19 protein-coding genes and 1 pseudogene are annotated in these 17,848 nt (G+C 71.1%); 16 read left to right on the top strand and 4 right to left on the bottom strand.

What is annotated here, in order from left to right; translation table 11 throughout:
- Window positions 1–81 precede the first annotated feature (81 nt).
- The 4 genes from FHS29_RS29115 to FHS29_RS37865 form a co-directional block, all read right to left on the bottom strand.
- Window positions 82–453: a hypothetical protein gene (locus FHS29_RS29115; RefSeq protein WP_184696040.1), complete on the bottom strand. Its 372-nt coding sequence runs from the start codon at window positions 451–453 to the stop codon at window positions 82–84.
- A 20-nt stretch (window positions 454–473) separates the two neighbouring features.
- The gene (locus tag FHS29_RS29110; protein ID WP_184696038.1) at window positions 474–1,217 is read right to left on the bottom strand and encodes a SigB/SigF/SigG family RNA polymerase sigma factor; all 744 of its coding nucleotides are present in this window, start codon (window positions 1,215–1,217) and stop codon (window positions 474–476) included.
- On the bottom strand, window positions 1,214–1,546 hold the full coding sequence (locus FHS29_RS29105; RefSeq protein WP_246440934.1) for an ATP-binding protein: 333 nt from the start codon (window positions 1,544–1,546) through the stop codon (window positions 1,214–1,216). Before FHS29_RS29105 ends, FHS29_RS29110 begins: the two co-directional genes overlap by 4 nt.
- A 252-nt stretch (window positions 1,547–1,798) precedes the next feature.
- Entirely contained in the window at window positions 1,799–2,551 is a 753-nt protein-coding gene (locus tag FHS29_RS37865; protein WP_184696034.1) for an NPCBM/NEW2 domain-containing protein, read from the bottom strand.
- A 338-nt stretch (window positions 2,552–2,889) separates the two neighbouring features.
- On the opposite strand from FHS29_RS37865, the gene FHS29_RS29095 reads away from it, so the two are divergent.
- From FHS29_RS29095 to FHS29_RS38540, 16 genes and pseudogenes are all read left to right on the top strand, one after another.
- Window positions 2,890–3,498, top strand: a complete 609-nt coding sequence (locus FHS29_RS29095) for a Pvc16 family protein (protein WP_184696032.1) — start codon at window positions 2,890–2,892, stop codon at window positions 3,496–3,498.
- Complete coding sequence (locus tag FHS29_RS29090) at window positions 3,495–5,486, top strand: ATP-binding protein (protein WP_184696030.1); 1,992 nt, start codon at window positions 3,495–3,497, stop codon at window positions 5,484–5,486. The genes FHS29_RS29095 and FHS29_RS29090 overlap by 4 nt, the downstream gene beginning before the upstream one ends.
- A gap of 150 nt (window positions 5,487–5,636) precedes the next feature.
- The gene (locus tag FHS29_RS29085; RefSeq protein WP_184696028.1) at window positions 5,637–6,353 is read left to right on the top strand and encodes an eCIS core domain-containing protein; all 717 of its coding nucleotides are present in this window, start codon (window positions 5,637–5,639) and stop codon (window positions 6,351–6,353) included.
- 391 nt (window positions 6,354–6,744) lie between these two features.
- Window positions 6,745–8,259, top strand: a complete 1,515-nt coding sequence (locus tag FHS29_RS29080) for a phage tail sheath family protein (protein WP_184696026.1) — start codon at window positions 6,745–6,747, stop codon at window positions 8,257–8,259.
- Between the two features lie 13 nt (window positions 8,260–8,272).
- Window positions 8,273–8,716 carry a contractile injection system inner tube protein gene (locus FHS29_RS29075; protein ID WP_184696024.1) on the top strand — a complete coding sequence of 148 codons (444 nt, stop codon included), beginning with the start codon at window positions 8,273–8,275 and terminating at the stop codon, window positions 8,714–8,716.
- A gap of 4 nt (window positions 8,717–8,720) precedes the next feature.
- Window positions 8,721–9,155 (top strand): hypothetical protein, encoded by a 435-nt coding sequence (locus FHS29_RS29070; RefSeq protein ID WP_184696022.1) that lies wholly within the window; start codon window positions 8,721–8,723, stop codon window positions 9,153–9,155.
- A complete protein-coding gene (locus FHS29_RS29065) occupies window positions 9,152–9,310 on the top strand; it encodes a DUF6760 family protein (RefSeq protein ID WP_184696020.1) in 159 nt (52 codons plus the stop codon). Before FHS29_RS29070 ends, FHS29_RS29065 begins: the two co-directional genes overlap by 4 nt.
- 1,812 nt (window positions 9,311–11,122) lie before the next feature.
- Complete coding sequence (locus FHS29_RS29060) at window positions 11,123–11,470, top strand: hypothetical protein (protein WP_184696018.1); 348 nt, start codon at window positions 11,123–11,125, stop codon at window positions 11,468–11,470.
- 12 nt (window positions 11,471–11,482) lie between these two features.
- Window positions 11,483–11,914: a phage tail protein gene (locus tag FHS29_RS29055; RefSeq protein WP_184696016.1), complete on the top strand. Its 432-nt coding sequence runs from the start codon at window positions 11,483–11,485 to the stop codon at window positions 11,912–11,914.
- A 4-nt stretch (window positions 11,915–11,918) separates the two neighbouring features.
- Window positions 11,919–12,677 carry a CIS tube protein gene (locus FHS29_RS29050; RefSeq protein ID WP_184696015.1) on the top strand — a complete coding sequence of 253 codons (759 nt, stop codon included), beginning with the start codon at window positions 11,919–11,921 and terminating at the stop codon, window positions 12,675–12,677.
- On the top strand, window positions 12,667–14,484 hold the full coding sequence (locus tag FHS29_RS29045; protein WP_184696013.1) for a VgrG-related protein: 1,818 nt from the start codon (window positions 12,667–12,669) through the stop codon (window positions 14,482–14,484). Before FHS29_RS29050 ends, FHS29_RS29045 begins: the two co-directional genes overlap by 11 nt.
- 12 nt (window positions 14,485–14,496) lie before the next feature.
- Complete coding sequence (locus FHS29_RS29040; RefSeq protein ID WP_184696011.1) at window positions 14,497–14,778, top strand: PAAR domain-containing contractile injection system baseplate protein; 282 nt, start codon at window positions 14,497–14,499, stop codon at window positions 14,776–14,778.
- A 1-nt stretch (window position 14,779) separates the two neighbouring features.
- Window positions 14,780–15,190 (top strand): gp25 family contractile injection system sheath assembly initiator, encoded by a 411-nt coding sequence (locus FHS29_RS29035; protein WP_184696009.1) that lies wholly within the window; start codon window positions 14,780–14,782, stop codon window positions 15,188–15,190.
- Window positions 15,190–17,130: a putative baseplate assembly protein gene (locus FHS29_RS29030; RefSeq protein WP_184696007.1), complete on the top strand. Its 1,941-nt coding sequence runs from the start codon at window positions 15,190–15,192 to the stop codon at window positions 17,128–17,130. The genes FHS29_RS29035 and FHS29_RS29030 overlap by 1 nt, the downstream gene beginning before the upstream one ends.
- The gene (locus FHS29_RS29025) at window positions 17,127–17,666 is read left to right on the top strand and encodes a phage tail protein (RefSeq protein ID WP_184696005.1); all 540 of its coding nucleotides are present in this window, start codon (window positions 17,127–17,129) and stop codon (window positions 17,664–17,666) included. Before FHS29_RS29030 ends, FHS29_RS29025 begins: the two co-directional genes overlap by 4 nt.
- Window positions 17,663–17,728: pseudogene (locus FHS29_RS38540) on the top strand (zinc-ribbon domain-containing protein); the annotation flags it as partial. The gene FHS29_RS29025 and the pseudogene FHS29_RS38540, both read left to right, overlap by 4 nt.
- Between the last annotated feature and the right edge of the window lie 120 nt (window positions 17,729–17,848).

The following is a 17,848-nucleotide window of genomic DNA, read 5'->3' as shown; positions in this document are numbered from 1 at the left end:
ATACCGACGACCTCGTGCCAGCCCGTGGTGTGCATTGGGGACCTCCCGGTTGACGACACGGGGGAAATACCCGCTAACCCGCTAGGGCAACCGTCCCGCGCGGCGGCGGTGGAGGCCCTTGGCGCGCTGTTCGCACCACACGCAGCTCTCCGCGATCGCCACCGACGCGAAGCCGAGCAGCAGGTGCGCGCCGTTGCCGAGCACGCCCGCGTCCATCGGGCCGCCCGGATCACCCATGCCGTACGCGAACACGACCAGGTACACCAGGCCGAACAGCGCGCCCGCGTGGCGGATCGCCCGCACGCGGGACGACACCGCCAACACCGCGACACCGGAGATCAGGTGCAGCACACCGAGCGGAGTCCGCCCCGCGACCAGGTCGACCAAGGCCCACACCACGAGCAGCGCGCCGAGCACCAGCGCCGCGCGCTGCGGCCACGACAGGTTCGCCACGGCGATCACCTCTCCCGCTTTCAGACGTCATCGAGCAGTGCGCGCAACCGGGCCAGTGAGCGGCTCAGCAGCCTGGACACGTGCATCTGCGACACTCCGACCGAGTCCGCGATCTGGCTCTGCGTCATGCCCCGGAAGAACCGGAGCACGACGATCCGCCGTTCCCGCCTGGGCAGGCCGCGCAGCATCGGGTCGAGGGCGTGTTGCAGCTCGACCACCTCCAGCGCGGGGTCGTCGCCGACCAGGCCGTCGGTGGTGTCCAGTTCGCCGCCGGTCATCTCGTCCAGCGACAGCAGGTGGTGCGCGGAGGTGGCGTGCAGGCCCTCGTAGACCTCGTCCACGCTGATGCCGAGGTGCCGCGCGACCTCGGTGGGCTTGGGGGAGCGGCCGGTGCGGCGGGCCAGGTCGACGCGGGCCGAGTCGATCGACGTGCACAGCTCCTTGAGCCGCCGGGGCACCCGCACCGCCCAGCCCTGGTCCCGCAGGTAGCGCCGGACCTCGCCGGTGATGGTGGGCACCGCGAACGCCAGGAAGTCGATGCCGCGGGCCGCGTCGAACCGGTCGACGGCGTGGATCAGGCCCAGTGCGGCGACCTGCCGCAGGTCCTCCACCGACTCGCCGCGCTCGGCGAACCGGTCGGCGATGTGCCTGGCCAGCGGCAGGTGCTCGGTGACCAGGCGGTCGCGCAGCTCGGCATAGCGCATCCCGTCACGCTGGGTGTTCGCCATCTCGGCGAACATCGGCTGGTAGTCGACCGCGTTCATGCCCGGCACCTCAACTCGACGTGCAACAGGCCGTCTCCGTCCACCCAGGTGGCAACCGTGTCGGTCACCGAGCTGACGACCCGCCAGTACAACGAGCGCTGGTCGGGGACGGTGACGGCCGATGAGCGGACCTGTGCGCGAAACCGCACGGAGTCGCCGTCACGGATGAACCGGCAGGCCAGCTCGGCGTGTCGGCCGGCCTTGGCGACCAGCGTGGTGCACGCCTCGTCCACTGCGATGACCAGGTCTATGGCGAGTTCGGGTGTCGATCGGGCGATCGCGCCGGCCACCGCGCGGACGGTGGACAGGCAGGCGGGAAGCGCAGCCAACCGGAGCTCTACCTCGCCGCCGTTCATGGTTGGCACATACCCGAGCCGTGAGCCGGCTACACCACGTCCACACAGGACCGCCCATCAGAATCGTGAAAGCCGGCCGGGCGGCGAACGGCCGAACATCACGGTTTGTGAACGCCGGTAGTTAACATGTGACGCGCGTCATACCGACCGCTTTCCGGGACTCGAAGTCACCGGGAGCACACATCCCGGTTCGGACTGACCGGGGAGGAGCGCCGGCCGGGACGATCACCTGGCCGGGGTCAGCAGCGGGTCGGCCCACATGCCGACGCGTTCCGGGCCGGGGCACGTGCTCGCGTCGCCGTCCGGCGGCTCGACGCCGATGGTCAGCCGCAGCGCGCCGGCCACCGGTACGGTGGCCAGTTGCGGCACTTTGCCGACCGCCGGGAAGTCCCCGACGCGATGGCCGTCGGTGAGCACGTAGAAGTCGAGTGGTTTGGTCTCGGCGGATTCGTCGGCGATCCCGATCAGCGCGGAGAACCGGTCGTATTTCCCGTCCAGAGCGAATTCGACCTCGGTGGAACCGCACCACGCCCCGGTGGCGGCGATCGCCTGGTCGTGGGTGACGCCTTTCAACCGCATCGTGCCGGTGGTCCAGAGGTTTTCGCTCGCCTCGTTCTTCACCGGCCGTAAAGTCGTCAGCGAGGTGGCATTCGGCGGTGTCGGAGGAACCGACCGGGCGGTGCCGATCGCGTCCGTCGTGGTCGCGGGGCCACTGGACGGGGATGGCCCGCCCGCCGTGTGCGCGGGGGTTGCGGGGGCCGGTATGCCCTGGTTGCTCAGCACGATGACCAGCGCCAACGTGGCGACACTGGCCGTGGACAGGAGCGCGAGCAGACCGGCCGGGGGTCTGTCCCGGTCGCGGGCGGCGGCCAGCACGGTCGCGCCGATGATGGCGCAGACCAGTGCCCCGACGATTTTCAACAGCGGGGTCGGAAAGGTCAGCACCGCGACGAGGGCGCCGGTCAGACCGGTGGCCACGCCACCCCACCGGGCCACCGCAATAGTCGTCCTGGAGGTAGTCGGCTCACTTTCGGGGTTGTCGGCGGTCCTGCGAGCCCGTTGGTGCCGACCATCCATTGCTCCCGGATCCTTTCGGAGTGCCCTGGTTGGCGCCGCACCCTAGCACCGATCAGGTCGTGATCAATACGCGCGAAACGTGCTGCCGGCAGGGCGTTTTCCGTATTAATGCGGTGGTTGTATTCGGAATCATGCACTTCGTGCGATTGCCGCCGCTGCCCTCGCGGGCAGCCGGTGCTGCCCCAAGGTCCGTCGCCGCGTCGCTGCCCCACGACCGGTCGCGACCCCATGGTGGAAGCGTGATTCACGAGGTGGACGAGGCTCTTCGCCGACTGGTCCGGGACGACGCGCTGCGCGGCACGGACGTCGAGGTCGCGTTCGACGCGCCGACCAAGGACTGGGCGGCGCGGCGCAACGCGCCCACCGTCAACGTCTACCTCTACGACATCCGCGAGGACATGCGCCGCCGGCAGCGCGGCCTGCTCAACGACTACGAGAGCGGCCAGGTCGTCTCGCGCCGCCTGCCGCCGCGCTACATCAAGCTGTCCTACCTCGTCACGGCGTGGACCCAGCGCTCGGAGGACGAGCACCGGTTGCTGTCCGAGCTGCTGGTCGGCTTCCTCCGGCACGAGGCGGTGCCCACCACGCTGCTCACCGGAACCCTTGCCGCGCTCGAACTCCCGGTGCCGATGACGGTCGCGCTGCCACCGCCGGAGGACCGCGCGTTCGCCGACGTGTGGACCGCGCTGGGCGGCGAGCTCAAGCCGTCCCTGGACGTCGTGGTGTCCTCGCCGGTCGACGCGGGCCGCGTGTTCCCGGCCGGCCCGCCGGTGGAGGACGGGATGCGCCTGGCGATGGGCGGCGACTCGGTCGCCCACCGGCCCGCCATGACACGCAGGCACCCGTGAACACCGGCAGCCTGCCGCACCTGTTCGGCCGGCTGGCCGCGCTGGAGCGGCGCATCCGGGACGCGGTCGCGGCGCGCCGCCAGGCCGACCCGAACCCGGACGACCCGTTCCGCGGCCTCTACCTGTCCGACGAGGCGGTCGAAACCCTCCTGGCGTCCCGGCGGGAACCGTTCGTGCCGTTCCAGTCCTCGGCCGCCGCCGGTCGGCTCGGCCGGCTGGCGGAGGTGGCCGGACTGTCCGGCCTGGACGTCGAACTCCTGCTGGTGGCCCTGGCCCCGGACGTGGACAGCCGGTTCGAGCAGTTCTACGGCTACCTCAACGACGACGTGACCCGGCGGCGGGCCACGGCGGGCCTGGCGCTGCGGCTCTGCGGGCTGCCCGAGGCGTCCGCCGCCGGCCGGTCGCGGCTCGACCCGTCGTCACCGCTGCTCGCCGCCGGCCTGCTGGTGGTGGAGGACCGGGAACGGCCGTTCCTGTCCCGGTCGCTGCGGGTGCCGGACCGGGTGGTCGACCACCTGCTCGGCGACGACCGTCCCGACGCGGCGCTGTCCGGCGTGGCGCGCGTGGTCGACGAACCGGTGCTGACGGCCGACGTCGGGCGGCTGGTGCAGGCGCTGCGGGCGAAGGTCCGGCTGGTGTACCTGAGGGAACGGCCCGGAGGTGGCGCGCGCGAGCTGGCGGCGGCGGCCTTGACGCACGCCGGGTTCACCGTGCTGGAGGTGGATGCCGCGCGGCTGCGCGCCGAGCCCGACCACACCGAGTTGGCGACGGCCGTGCTGCGGGAAGCGGTACTGCTCGGTGCGGGTGTGGTGCTGGGTCCGGTGGAGGACGAGCCTCTGCTGCGAACGCTCGCACACCCGTCGGTTCCGCTGCTGGTGCACGGCGTCGACGTGTGGAATCCACAGTGGAGTGTCGATCCGCCGCTGTTGCACGACGCCCTCACGTTGGCCGCGACCTCTCGCGCCGACCTGTGGCGGGAACGGCTGGACGGCAAGCTGGCGCCCGGCGTCGACCCGGCGGCGGCCACCGCGCACTTCGTGCTCGGCCCCGGCCAGATCGCCCGCGCCGCGCGGGCCGCGTCGGTCTCGGCGCTGGTGGACGGCGGTGCGGTCACCACGGCGCACCTGCGGGCCGGTGCGCGCAGCCAGAACGCGGCCGGTCTGCAACGCCTGGCGCGGCGCATCGAGCCCGCCGTGACGTGGGACGACCTGGTGCTGCCGGTCGGCGTCGTCGGCCTGCTGCACGAACTCGCCGCGCGGGCCCGGCACCGCGACCGGGTGATCGACGAGTGGCGGATGCGCCCAGGCGGAGGCCGTGGCCGGGGCGTGACGGGACTGTTCGCGGGCGATTCGGGCACCGGCAAGACGATGTCGGCGGAGGTGATCGCCGCGTCGCTGGGGCTGGACCTCTACACGGTGAACCTCGCGACCGTGGTCGACAAGTACGTCGGTGAGACGGAGAAGAACCTGGAGCGGATCTTCACCGAGGCCTCGGGCGTGAACGGCGTGCTGCTGTTCGACGAGGCCGACGCGATCTTCGGGAAGCGATCGGAAGTCCGCGACGCGCACGACCGCTATGCCAACATCGAGAGCGCGTACCTGTTGCAGCGCATGGAGACCTTCGACGGCATCGCGGTGCTGGCGACGAACCTGCGCGCCAACCTGGACGACGCGTTCACCCGGCGGCTCGACGTGGTGGTCGACTTCCCGGTGCCGGACGAGCACCTGCGGCGCGTGCTGTGGGACAAGTGCCTGGGCGACACCGCTCCGCGCACCGAGGTGGACCTGGGCTTCCTGTCGTCCGCGTTCGAGCTGGCGGGTGGGCACATCCGTTCTGCCGCGGTGACCGCCGCGTACCTGGCCGCGGAGGCCGGGCGGCCGGTCGGGATGGCCGAGGTGGTCGGCGCGGTGGCCCGGGAGTACCGCAAGCTGGGGCGACTCGTCGGCGCCCGCGAGTTCGGCCCGTACATGGACCTCGTGCTGTCGTGACCACCGGATCCGGGCGCGGGTGGTGACCGTTCCTCGTGAACTGCCCTTTCGGGCAGCCGAGACTGCCCGGACGGCGTGCGACCGAGGCTGGTTTTCGCTGCGCGCCGGGACCATGCTCTGGAGCGACACCTCTGGTATGTGGGGGCGAACATGCGCGGACACGAGCACGAGGGCGAGAGTGCGTTCCGCCCCAAGGGCGATCGGGTGGAACGCGAGGAGCACGACCTGCTGGGTCGCGCGGCGGCGGCCGGCCGGACCGACGTGCTCGGTCCGGCCGGGATGCTGGGCCTGCAACGGGTCGTCGGCAACGCGGGCACGAGCGCCTTGGTGGAGGACGAGTCCCCGGTGCACAGCGTGGTGCGCTCCAGCGGCTCGCCGTTGGACACGGGCGTGCGCGAGGACATGGAACCCCGCTTCGGACAGGACTTCTCCGGTGTCCGCGTGCACACCGACGGCGCCGCGCACGAGTCGGCCAAGTCCGTCAACGCCCAGGCTTACACGGTCGGCGAGAACATCGTTTTCCAGAACGACAAGTACGACCCGTCGTCCGACGCCGGCAAGCACATGCTGGCCCACGAGCTGACCCACGTCGTGCAGCAACGCAGCGGTCCGGTCGACGGCACGGAAGCCGGCGGCGGCGTCAAGGTGAGCGATCCTTCCGACCGCTTCGAACGCGAGGCCGGCGCCAACGCCGACCACATCATGTCGGCTCCGGCCGCCACGCCCGCCGTTCAACGGCACGAGGACCACGACCACGGTGCCGAAGCCGCTTTGCAGCGCGAGGAAGCGCCCGCCGAGGAAGAGGAAGAAGCGCCGGCGGCACAGACCTACGTGCAGCGGGAGGAAGAGGAAGAGGCCGCCGAGTAGGTCGGTCGGCCCACGTCACGGGCCCACGTCTCGGCCCCTGCGGCCGGCCCGTCGTGCCGGCCGCACGGCCGCCTCCGTCAATTCGGTCGGAGCGCGCGGCGGCAGTGCCGGCGTGCGCGGTGCGGTCGACGCGGTGCGGTCGACGCTGTGCCCACGTCGACTGCTTCCGGGCGGATGCGTAGTGCGCCCTGCGCTGTACTCCTACTGTCCGGTGATCGGAGTGCCGACGGCAACGATCACACGGGTAGTCCCCGCTGCCCCAACGGGCAGTTGCACCTTCGGGCAGCTATCGGTTCCCCCTGGCACAGCCTCGTGGTCGTTTCGCCACACCACTCACGGGCCGGAGCATCTTGCCCACAGCCGGTTCCGCACGACTCTGGGAGGCAACGCAATGCCCACCTATCTCTCGCCGGGGGTGTACGTCGAAGAGGTGGAGGCGGGTGCGCGGCCCATTGAGGGCGTGGGCACCGCCGTCGCCGCCTTCGTGGGGTTCTCCGCCCGCGGCCCCTTCAACACGCCGACCCTGGTCTCCAACTGGGCCCAGTACACGCAGACGTTCGGCGACTTCGTCGAGAACTGCTACCTGGCCCAGTCGGTCTACGGGTACTTCCTCAACGGCGGCACCAACTGCTACGTGGTGCGCATCGGCGGGGAACGCGGCAACGGCGCCGAGCCGACCGGACCGCAGGCCGCGCTCGGCAACTACCGCATCCGCGCCAAGGAGCTCGGCGCGGCGGACATCACCGTGGAGGTGGCCGACGCCACCGGGGAGAACCCGCCGGACGACCGCTTCACGCTGCTGGTCAAGCAGAACGGCAAGGTGGTCGAGACGCACAACGTGACCACCAAGCGCACCAAGGAGAACGTCGTCACGGTCGTCCAGGAGAAGTCCAACCTGATCACGATCGAGGAGACCACCTCCACCGCGTTGGCGAAGCCCGACAAGGGCGCGGTCACGCTGAAGGACACGCCCGCCGCACCGCCCGCACCGCGCAAGATCGGTGCCGACGACTACGTGGGCGACGTCGCGGACCGCACCGGGTTCGGTGGCCTGGAAGCGATCGAAGAGATCACCATGGTCTCGGTGCCCGATCTGATGAGCTCGCTGGAGCGCGACCTGATCACGTCGGAGTCGGTGAAAGCCGTGCAGCTGGCGATGATCGCCCACTGCGAGCTGATGGGCAACCGGATCGCCATCCTGGACCCGCCGCCCGCCCTCAACCCGCAGCAGGTCCGCGACTGGCGGCAGAACGAGGCGGGCTACGACTCGAAGTACGCGGCGCTGTACTACCCGTGGATCAAGGTCTTCGACCCGGCCAGTGACGAGCACGTGTTCGTGCCGCCGAGCGGGCACATGGCGGGCGTCTGGGCGCGCACCGACGGCACGCGCGGCGTGCACAAGGCCCCCGCCAACGAGGTCGTGCGCGGCGCGGTGGCGTTGGAGACGCAGTTGACCAAGGCGGAGCAGGAGCTGCTCAACCCGATCGGCGTGAACTGCGTGCGGTCGTTCCCCGGCCGGGGCATCCGGGTGTGGGGCGCGCGGACGCTGTCCTCCGACCCGGCGTGGCGGTACCTGAACGTGCGGCGGCTGTTCAACTACCTCGAAGAGTCCATCCTGAACGGCACCCAGTGGGTCGTGTTCGAACCGAACGACGACGCCCTGTGGGCCCGCATCCGGCGCACCATCAGCGCGTTCCTGGTGACCGAGTGGCGCAAGGGCGCGTTGTTCGGGCTCACCCCGGACGAGGCGTTCTACGTCAAGTGCGACCGCGAGACCAACTCCGCCGAGAGCATCGACCTCGGCCAGGTGATCTGCGAGGTGGGCATCGCGCCGGTGAAGCCCGCCGAGTTCGTGATCTTCCGGTTGGCGCAGATCTCCGGCGGCACCAGCCTCGTCAACGAGTAAAGGCGGTTGAGTCATGGCCCTTCCCGACCTCGACACCTCGGTCGGCCATTCGTTCGGGCTCGAAGTCGACGGCGTCGCGATCAAGCAGATCTCCGAGGTCTCCGGCTTGAAGATGGAGCAGGACGTCATCGAGCTGAAGCAGAACACCAACGACGGCAAGTACATGATCAAGAAGCTGCCCGGCAGGCCGAAGGCCGGCGAGGTGACGCTGACCCGCGGTCTGACCTCCGACAACAGCTTCGAGAAGTGGGTCAAGGACTCGCACTTCGGCAAGATGACCACCGCCCGCAAGGGAGGCGCGATCATCGTCTACGACTACGAGGGCCAGCCGATCAAGCGCTACAAGCTGACCAACGCGTGGCCGAAGTCGTTGGAGATCGGCACCTTGAAGGCCGGTGACACCTCCGTGCTGACCGAGAAGCTGGTCATCACCTACGAACAGCTCGAAATCGAGTGACGCCATGCGCAGGATGATGGCCGCGGTGCCGGCACCCGCTCCCGAACCGCCGTCCGCGCCGGTGGTGGAGATGCGGACGGAGTTCGCCTTCGAACTCCCGCGCGGCTACGTCGACGACGCGGGAGTCGTGCACCGGTCGGGCGTGATGCGCCTGGCCACCGCACGGGACGAACTGGTGCCGCTGCGCGACGACCGGGTGCGGGAGAACGCGGCCTACCTGACGGTGGTGCTGCTGGCCAGGGTCGTCGTGCGGATCGGCACGGTGACCGACGTGCACGCGGGTGTCGTGGAGAACCTGTTCGCGTCGGACCTGGCCTTCCTGCAGGACATGTACCGGCGGATCAACAGCGAGGGCCACACCCGCGCGGCGGTGGCCTGTCCCGAGTGCGGCCACGGGTTCAGCGTGGACGTCGCGGGCGGGCGCCTGGGGGAATCGTGACGTACGCGGCCGACCGCCTCCACGAGGAGGTCGCGTACGTGGCGTACCACTTCCACTGGTCGTGGGAGTCCATCTTGGATCTGGAACACCCGGACCGGCTGCGGTACGTGGCCGAGATCGCGCGCATCAACACACGGATAAGCCAGGGGCGGTGAACCGCGATGTGGCCATGGCGGAAGCAACCGCGTGCCGAGCCTGCGGCGCGCGCCGAACCCGTGCTGCGCGGCGAGTGGCGGACGCTGCCGCCGATCCGGCGCGTGCTGCCCGAGCACCCGTTGGTGAACCCGGTGCAGCGGTTCTCGGGGTCATTGACCTCGTGGCAGTCCCCGGCCTACCTGGCTCCGCTGGCGCACCTGGTGGAGGCGGGGGAGCCGTCGGGCGTGATCGGCGACCTGGCCCGGCCCGTCGGTGTGCCGGGTCCGTCGGTCGACATGTCGTTGGCCACGCCGCCGGCCAAGCCTCGGGCGTCGGCGGTGCAGCGCCTGCTGGGGTCGGTGCTGTCCTGGTCGGGTGAGGGGGCGGATGCGGGTGCGAATGCGGGTGCGCGGGCTTCGGCGGTGCCTGCGCCTGCGCCTGTGGATGCGACTGTGCCCGTGGATGGGGCTGTGCCTGTGGATGGGGCTGGGGCTGGGATGGCGGGGCCTGGCACTCAGGAGTCCGAGGTTCGGAGGCCTGAGGTGGAGCGGGCTCCGGTACAGCGAGCGACGGTGCAGCGGGCCGAGGAAGGGCGGCCTGCGGTAGAGCGGCCTGCGGTGGACCGAGTTGTGGTGCAGCGGGCTGACCGACCTGTGGTGCAGCGGGCTTCGGAACGACCGGCCTCGGTGCAACAGGCCTCGGTGAAACCAGTTCTGGTGAACCCGGTCCCGGTGCAACAGGCTCCGGTACAGCGGGCGTCGGTACGAGCCTCGGTGCAGCGGACCGAGTTGGCTGGTGGTCCCGAGGTGGCCGGCAATCCTGAGCTGGTGGCTGGGCCCGCTGCGGCCGAGGTTCGGCCGGCGGCAGAGGCGGCGGTGCCCGAGGTCGGCCCTGAGCCTCAGGTCGGCGCGACTCCTCTGGTCGGTGCGACTCCCGATGCCCAGGTGGCCGTTCCCGAGGAGGAGTCGCCTTCCGAGGTTTCGACGCTCGGGGTCGAGACAGAAGCCGACACGGTTCTCGCGGTGGCGGCTGATGGGCCGCCGGATGTTGCCGGGCCTCGGCCGGAATCGGATAACACCGGTTCCCTGGTGGTTTCGCGGATCGAATCGAGTCGGCCCGCTGGACTTCCGACGACCGCAACCAGTTCCTCTGGGACCGGTCCGGCTGAGCTGTGGGCCGAGCCCGGTGGCCGCGAAGGGCTCGCACAGGCTACGGACTCCGGGTTGGAGTCCCGACCGACACTGGGTGATGCCTTGGTCCAGCGGATTCCGGAAACCGCACCTGAGTCGGAACCCGACACCCCACGATCACTTGATGCAGTGGTGCCGCGTTCCGATCCGGTTGTGGCCCGCGTGACGGAATCGACGCCCGCGCCAACACTCACGCCAACGCCAACACTCACGCCAACACTCATGCCGATGCCGATGCCGATGCCGACATCAACGCCTACGCCGAAGCCAACGCCTCGGCTCGGGTTGGGTGCGCCTCGGCTCGGAGACGCTCCGAGCGTGCAGCGGGTCGTGTCCTCTGCAGCTCCGGAAACCGTTGCGCCACTGGTGGGTGCCGACTCGCCGATGACCGCGCCGGGCGATGGGTCTGATGACGTCGGGCTCGTCCACGAAGATTCCGGACCGGTGCCGGGAGCGGCATCGGTTTTGCCCGTGTTGGAAGATCTGCCGTCCGTCAGTGATTCCTGGCGCGCTGACAGCGATTCTCGGCGCACGTTGGGGGCGACGCCCATCGGTGCGACCGGCGGGGTTGTGCAGCGGGTGGTGGGGAAGGGCTCCGGGGCAGCGGCGGACGGGCCGCGGCTGGGCTTGGGTTCACCGGTGATGGCTCCGGCCCACTTCGTGCAGCGGACCGAGGTGGCACCGGGGCGGGATTGGGCGACGCAGGTCGTCGTCGCGCGTAAGCCCGACCTGGCACCGGCGGCCGACCCTCTGTCGGTGGCCGGTTCTCCACCGGCGGCCGGTCCGGCACCCGCGGCCGACCTCCCGGCGGCGGCCGAGCCCGCACCACCGGCCCAGGCGGCTCCCGCACGAGCCGGCGCCCCCGCCCCGGCCGGCCAGGAGCCGGAGGAGTTGCTCAAGAAGCTCTACGACCCGTTGCTGCGGCGGCTCAAGGCCGAACTCTGGTTGGACCGCGAGCGGCGCGGGGTGTTGACGGACCGGTGGCACTGAGAGGACTTGGCGATGGCTGAGGTGGAAGAGGCGGTTGCCGTGTGCTTCGTGGTGCGCATCGACGACGAGAGCCTCGGGTCGTTCAACAGCTGTGACGGGCTGGGTGTGGAGTTCACCGTCGAGCAGCGGGAAGAGGGTGGCAACAACGGCATGGTGTGGCAGCTGCCGACCCGGATCAAGTACTCCAACGTCAAGCTGTCCCGGCCGGTGACGAAGGAGTCCGACAAGATCATCGGGTGGATCGCCGGCATGGCGGCCGGGATCTCGCGCAAGACCGCCGTCATCGAGGCGCGCACGCTGCAGGGCACGGTGATCGCGAGTTGGGCGCTGTCGGGGGTCGTGCCGGTGCGGTGGAGCGGCCCGCAGCTGTCCGCCGACTCGCCCAAGGTCGCCACCGAGACCCTCGAACTCGCCCACCACGGCTTCCTGACGTCGGCGAGGTGACGACGTGGCCTCCCCGATCACCTTCACGTCCGCCGGTGCTTCCAAGGCCGCCAGTCATGCCGCGCCGAGCAACCTCCAGAAGGCCGTGCTCGCCGTGCACAGCCCGCCGAAAGCCGGTGGTGCGGCCAAGCCCGGCGGGATGCTGCACGAGATCACCTTCCAGTTCAACCCCAAGGAGCTCTCGCTCACCAAGAACGCCAAGTGGGAGCGCAGCCGCCAGCCCAACAACGCCAAGAGCGGGCCGCCCGAGTTCAAGGGCTCGGACCCGTCGAAGCTCGCCCTCGAACTCTTCCTGGACGCCACCGAGAAGATGGACGACAGCGTGGTGAAGAAGGTCGAGCAGCTGTTCGCCTGCTGCGTGCCCACCGAGGACAGCCGCCGGCACGGCAAGGGCTCGCCGCCGTGGGTGATCTTCAAGTGGGGCGGCATGACCGGGTTCCCGTCCTACGTCTCCAGCGTCAGCGCGAAGTACACCCTGTTCACCCCGGCGGGCACGCCGGTCCGTGCGGTCTGCACGGTCAACCTGGAGGAGATCTCCGGTGAGCAGGGCGGCCAGAACCCGACCTCCGGCGCGCTGGCCGCCCGCGACTCGCACGTGCTGGTGGCCGGGGACACGTTGCAGTCGTTGGCGTACAAGGCGTACGGCAACGCCGAGCTGTGGCGGGAGATCGCGCGGGCCAACGACATCGACGACCCCATGCGGCTGCGGCCCGGTGCGCGGCTGTTGGTGCCGGCGTTGGAGGAGATCCGCGATGGCCAATGAGAGCTTCGCGAACTCCCTCGTGGTGGAGGTGGCGGGCCGCCCGCTGCCGGAGGACGTCAAACCGCTGCTGACGCACGCCTACGTGGACGACAGCCGCAACCTGCCGGACGTGTTCGTGCTGCGCTTCCGCGACCCCGGTCACGTCGTGCTCGCCAAGGGGGGCTTCAGGATCGGTGCCGAAGTCGCGCTGAAGGTGCAGACGTCCGACCCCGGTGGGCCGCGGCCGTTGATGAGCGGCGAGGTCACCGCCGTGGGCGTGGAGCTGGACAGCAGCGGCACGTTCACCGAAGTGCGCGGCTACGACCTGGCGCACCGGCTGTTCCGGGGCCGCCGCACCGCCGCCTACCCGAACATGACCATCGCCGACGTCGTCCGGAAGGTCGCGCGGCGGGCGGGCATCCCGACCGGGGCGGTCGACGACGTGAAGGGCTTCGGCGGCAAGCCGAACACCCAGATCAGCCAGGACAACCTCAGCGACTGGGAGTTCCTGTCCCGGCTCGCCGGCGCGGTCGGCGCGCAGATCGCGGTGGTGGGCGGGAAGCTGGACTTCCGGCTGCCGGAGAGGCCCGCCGGCGCACCGGAGAAGTCGGCCAAGGCCAAGAGCAACCCGCTGGTGCTGGAGGTGCACCGCACGCTGCTGTCGCTGCGCGCCGCGATCACCGCCGCCGAACAGGTGCCGGAGGTCCAGGTGCGCGGCTGGGACTACGAGAACAAGAAGGAGGTCACCGCCGTCAAGCCGCCGAACACGCTCGGCACCAAGATCAGCGGCGTCGACCCGGTCGACCTGGCCGGGAAGTTCGGCAGCCCGCCGTTCCTGGCCACCGGGCCGTACCGGGGGCAGGCCGAGGTGAACGCGGTGGCGGCGGCGCTGGGCACGCAGCTCGGCGGGGCGTGCGCGGAACTGGCCGGGGTCGCGCGCGGCAACCCCGAGCTGCGCGCGGGCACGGCCGTGGCGCTGACCAACATCGGCGACCCGTTCGCGGGCAAGTACACGCTCACCAGCACCCGTCACCTGTTCGCCGAACAGGTCGGCTACACCACGGAGTTCACCGTGTCCGGACGGCAGGAGCGCTCGCTCTACGGTCTGGCCCACGGCGGTGGCGGTAGCGGAGGGCGCTCCGGCCTGGTGCCCGCCCAGGTCACCGACATCAGGGATCCGGCCGAGCTCGGTCGGGTCAAGGTCAGGTACCCGTGGCTGTCCGACGACTTCACCAGCGGGTGGGCGCGCACCGTGCACACCGGGGCCGGCGCGAATCGGGGTTCGCTGGTGCTGCCCGAAGTCGGCGACGAGGTGCTGGTGGGTTTCGAGCACGGCGACTTCGACGCGGCCTACGTGCTCGGCGGGCTGCACAACGGCAAGGACGCCCCGCCGAAGCTGACCAGGAAGCCGGTGGACGGCAACACCGGCGAGGTGACCACGCGCGGGTTCGTGTCCCGGAAGGGGCACAAGGTCGAGTTCGTGGAGGACGAGGGGATCCTGATCTCCAGCGGCGACGGCAAGTTCGTGGTCAAGCTCGACCAGAAGGCACAGGTCGTCGAGGTGACCAGCGGCAAGGCCGTGGTGGTCAAGGCGCAGAACGGGATCACCATCGACTCCGGCACCGGACCGCTGGAGCTCAAGGGGCAGAAGATCACCGCGCAGGCCCAGACCGACTTCGAGGTCGAGGCGGGCGCGCGGCTCAGGATGAACGGCACGGCGGGCGTGAAGGTCGAAGGCGCCACGGTCTCCGTTGCCGGCCAAGGACAGACCGAGGTCACCGCGAGCGGTGTGCTCACCGTGCGCGGCAGCCTGGTCAAGATCAACTGAGGGGAGGCGGACATGCCGCCAGCGGCCAGGGTGGGCGATCCCACCGGGCATCCCGGCGTGGTCGGGCCACCGGGCGTGCCGACGGTGCTCGTCGGCGGGATGCCCGCCGCCGTCGTGGGCAACCCGCACATCTGCTCCTTCCCGGGTCTGCCACCGCACCCGCCGACCGCGCTGATCCCGCCCGGCTGCCCGACGGTGCTGATCGGCGGGCGTCCCGCGGCGCGGATGGGCGACCTGTCCGCGTGCGGCGCGCCGATCGTCCTGGGCTGCCCGACCGTCACGATCGGAGGGTGACGTGGACTTCGTCGGACGGGGCCTGGCTTTCCCGGTCCACACCGACGCCACCGGCTCGGTGGCGCTGGTCGGCGGCGAGCGGGAGGTCGTGGAGAGCATCCGGCTGATCCTGGCCACCGCGCCGGGCGAGCGCCCGATGCGGCCGGAGTTCGGCTGCGCCATCCACGACCTGGTGTTCGCGCCCGCCGACGCCGCCACGGCGGGCCGGATCGCCTACGAGGTCAGGCTCTCCCTGGAGCGGTGGGAACCCCGGATCACCCTGGCGGACGTCTCGGTCGGGTTCGACGAGGTCGACCAGGGCACGCTGCTCATCGACATCCGGTACGCGCTGCGCGGCACGAACGACCCGCGCAACCTGGTGTTCCCCTTCTACGTCATCCCGCCGCACGAGGCCGACGAGGAGGGCGCCTGATGTCGCTGCCCGCACCGAACCTGGACGACCGCCGCTTCCAGGACCTGGTGGACGAGGCCAAGCGCCGGGTCCAGCAGCACTGTCCGGAGTGGACGGACCACAACGTGTCCGACCCCGGCGTGACGCTGATCGAGGCGTTCGCGCACATGGTGGACGAGCTGCTGTACCGGCTCAACCGCGTGCCCGACCTGCACTACCTGCGGTTCCTGGAGCTCATCGGGGTCAAGCTGTTCCCTCCCACCGCCGCCCGCGCGGAGGTCACGTTCTGGCTGTCCGCCCCGCGCGAGGTGCCGGTCGTGGTGCCGAGCGGCGCGCAGGTCGCCACCGAGCGCAGTGAGGTCGAGGACGCGGTGGTGTTCACCGTCGACCGCGAGCTGTCCATCGTGCCGTGCGCGCTGGCGCACCTGGTGACCGCGACCGGCGACCCGAACATCCCGCCCGCCGACCGCACCGACGAACTCGAGGACGGCAAGGCCCCGGAGTGCTTCGCCGACCCGCCGGCGCCCGGTGACGCCGTCCTGTTCGGACTGTCGAGCGCGGTGCCGGGCTGCGCGGTGCTGTTCCGCGTCGAAGCGCAGGCCGAGGGGCGCGGTGTCGACCCGCGCGACCCGCCGTGGGTGTGGGAGGCGTGGAACGGCGGTGGCTGGACCGGGTGCGAGGTCGACCGCGACTCCACGGGTGGTTTCAACAAGGCCGGTGACGTCGTCGTGCACGTCCCCCGCACGCATGCCGTTTCGGTCATCGCCCGTCAGCGCGCGGGCTGGTTGCGGTGCCGAGCCGTCGAACCCGCGCCGGGCCGGCCGTTCTACCAGAAGCCGCCGAAACTGCTGTCCGCGTCCGCCGCGACCATCGGCGGCACGACGGACGCCACGCACGCCGACATCGTGCGGGGCGAGACCATCGGTGTGTCGGAAGGCGTTCCGGGGCAACGGTTCGCGCTGACCCGGACGCCCGTCGTGGTGGACGACGGCACGTTGGTGGTCGAGGTGGCCACGCCGGACGGTTGGGAGCGGTGGACCGAGGTGCGGACGTTCGCCGAGTCCGGCCCGCAGGACCGGCACGTGGTACTGGACCGCGTCGGCGGTGAGGTGATCTTCGGCCCGGCGATCCGCCAACCCGACGGCAGCGTGCGCAACTACGGTGCGGTGCCGGGGAAGTCGGCCGCCATCCGGGTGCCGGAGTACCGGACCGGCGGCGGGCTGCGCGGCAACGTCGCGCGCGGTCTGCTCCAGGTGCAGCGCGACCCGGTGCCGTTCGTCAGCTCGGTGACGAACCGCGAGCCCGCGAGCGGTGGGGTGGCGGGGGAGTCGGTGAAGGACGCGGCGCTGCGCGGGCCGCTGGTGCTGCGCACCCGTGACCGCGCGGTCACCGCCGAGGACTACGAACTGCTCACCCGCGAGGCCGCGCCGGAGATCGCCCGGGTGCGGTGCGTACCCGCCGGGCCGGGCTCACCCGCCGTGCGGGTGCTCGTGGTCCCGGCGGTCGCCGCCAACGAGGAATCGGACTTCGGTGCTCTGCAACCGAGTGCGGAGGCGCGTCAGCGGATCGAGCGGTTCCTGGACGAACGCAGGTGCGTCGGCGCGCGGGTGTCCGTGGAACCACCGTTCTACCAGGGCGTCACGGTCGTCGCGCAGCTCCTGGCCCGTGCCGGCACACCGGAGGACGTGTTGCGCACGCGGTCCGTCCAGGCGCTGTACGACTACTTCAACCCGATCAGCGGCGGCCCGGACGGGGACGGCTGGCCGTTCGGCCGTCCCGTGCAGTCCGGCGAGGTCTTCGCGGTGCTGCAACGGCTCTCCGGCGTCGAGCTGGTGGAGGAGATCAAGCTGTTCGGCGCGAACCCGGTGACCGGCGAGCGCGGCAACGCGGTGGCGCGGCTGGACCTGCCGCCGAACGGGCTGGCGTTCTCCTACGGCCACCAGGTGCGGGTGGCGCGATGAGGATCGGCGGACCGACCCTGCCCACTCCGCACCCGCTGGCGGAGCGGCTGCCGGCGGTGTACCTGGAAGACCGGTTCACCCAGCGGTTCCTCACCGCGCTGGACGAGGTGCTGGCCCCGGTGTTCACCGCGCTGGACGGGTTCGCGGGCTACCTGGACCCGCGGGTCGCGCCGGAGGACTTCCTGGACTGGCTGTCGCACTGGGTGGCGCTGGACGTCGGCGAGGGCTGGTCGCCCGAGCACCGCCGGCTGCTGGTGGCGACGGCCGTGCGGCTGCACCGCCGGCGCGGCACCCGGCGCGGCCTGGTGGAGCACGTGAGCCTGTTGACCGGCGGCCGGGTGGAGGTGTTCGACAGCGGCGGCTGCACGTCCACCGAACGGCCGGGCGTGCCGCTGCCGGACGCCGGGCCGGCGCGGGTCACCGTCCGGGTGGGGGTCGCCGACCCGTCCACAGTGGACAGGGTGCGGCTGGCCGCCGCGATCGCCGACGCCGTGCCCGCGCACGTCTCGGTGGAACTGGAGGTTGGGGGATCATGATCGTCTGCGCGCAGTGCGGCGAGCGCAACGCCGATGGCGCCGAGTTCTGCGGCTCGTGCGGCACCTACCTGGAATGGGAACCGAAACCGGCCGCGCAGCCGGTGCCCGGAGCCGCCCAGGGCCCGCCGGGGTGGCCGGGTCAGGCTGCGCAAGGTCAACCGCCTCCGGCACAGCAGCCCCAC

Origin of the sequence: Saccharothrix tamanrassetensis, assembly GCF_014203665.1 — a bacterium.
In the GTDB taxonomy this organism is placed as follows: domain Bacteria; phylum Actinomycetota; class Actinomycetes; order Mycobacteriales; family Pseudonocardiaceae; genus Actinosynnema; species Actinosynnema tamanrassetense.
Note: the sequence above shows the minus strand (reverse complement) of the source record. Positions and strands in the feature narration are given on the sequence as shown.

Coding starts and splice junctions, on each gene's coding strand:
- FHS29_RS29110 (WP_184696038.1), bottom strand. CDS start 1,217: ATGAACGCGGTCGACTACCAGCCGATGTTCGCCGAGATGGCGAACACC.
- FHS29_RS29085 (WP_184696028.1), top strand. CDS start 5,637: ATGCGCGGACACGAGCACGAGGGCGAGAGTGCGTTCCGCCCCAAGGGC.
- FHS29_RS29080 (WP_184696026.1), top strand. CDS start 6,745: ATGCCCACCTATCTCTCGCCGGGGGTGTACGTCGAAGAGGTGGAGGCG.
- FHS29_RS29075 (WP_184696024.1), top strand. CDS start 8,273: ATGGCCCTTCCCGACCTCGACACCTCGGTCGGCCATTCGTTCGGGCTC.
- FHS29_RS29070 (WP_184696022.1), top strand. CDS start 8,721: ATGCGCAGGATGATGGCCGCGGTGCCGGCACCCGCTCCCGAACCGCCG.
- FHS29_RS29060 (WP_184696018.1), top strand. CDS start 11,123: ATGGCTCCGGCCCACTTCGTGCAGCGGACCGAGGTGGCACCGGGGCGG.
- FHS29_RS29055 (WP_184696016.1), top strand. CDS start 11,483: ATGGCTGAGGTGGAAGAGGCGGTTGCCGTGTGCTTCGTGGTGCGCATC.
- FHS29_RS29045 (WP_184696013.1), top strand. CDS start 12,667: ATGGCCAATGAGAGCTTCGCGAACTCCCTCGTGGTGGAGGTGGCGGGC.
- FHS29_RS29040 (WP_184696011.1), top strand. CDS start 14,497: ATGCCGCCAGCGGCCAGGGTGGGCGATCCCACCGGGCATCCCGGCGTG.
- FHS29_RS29030 (WP_184696007.1), top strand. CDS start 15,190: ATGTCGCTGCCCGCACCGAACCTGGACGACCGCCGCTTCCAGGACCTG.
- FHS29_RS29025 (WP_184696005.1), top strand. CDS start 17,127: ATGAGGATCGGCGGACCGACCCTGCCCACTCCGCACCCGCTGGCGGAG.